Annotated in this window: 1 protein-coding gene; it reads left to right on the forward strand. The window is 59.9% G+C overall.

Features of this window, described 5'->3' with window-relative positions:
* On the forward strand, positions 1 to 681 hold a 681-nt coding region (locus BK660_RS30370; RefSeq protein WP_473087023.1), incomplete at both ends, for a cryptochrome/photolyase family protein.

Here is a 681-nt window from a genome sequence, read left to right on the forward strand (position 1 = left end):
CGCACTGGTCAAGGATCGTTTCGCCAGTCACTACGGCAGCCTGGATGATTTCAACTATCCGGTGACCCACGCCGATGCCCAGGCACTGTGGGCCTGGTTTCTCGATTACGGCCTGGCCGGTTTCGGCGATTATCAAGACGCCATGGCCAGCGACGAACCGTTTCTGTTCCATGCGCGTATCAGCGCTGCACTGAACATTGGCTTGCTCGACCTGCGTCAACTCTGCAGTGACGTGGAGTCGGCCTATTGGTCCGGCAACATCGCCCTGAATGCCGCCGAAGGCTTCATCCGCCAACTGAACGGCTGGCGCGAATATGTGCGGGGCGCTTATTGGCTGCACATGCCGGAATACGCCGAGGGCAATGCCTTCGGTAACACGCGGCGCCTGCCAGAGTTTTACTGGACCGGCGACACGCAAATGAACTGCATGCGCCAGGCCATCGGCCAAAGCCTCAAACACGCCTACGCCCATCACATTCAGCGCCTGATGGTCACCGGCAATTTCGCCCTGCTCGCCGGCATCGCGCCGAGCCAGATCTGTGAATGGTATCTGGCCATCTATATGGACGCGTTCGACTGGGTCGAGCTGCCCAATACCCTCGGCATGGTCATGCACGCCGACGGCGGTTACCTGGGTTCCAAGCCTTATTGCGCCAGCGGCCAGTACATCAACCGCATGTC

It is taken from the genome of Pseudomonas brassicacearum, from assembly GCF_003732265.1.
Lineage (GTDB): Bacteria > Pseudomonadota > Gammaproteobacteria > Pseudomonadales > Pseudomonadaceae > Aquipseudomonas > Aquipseudomonas brassicacearum_D.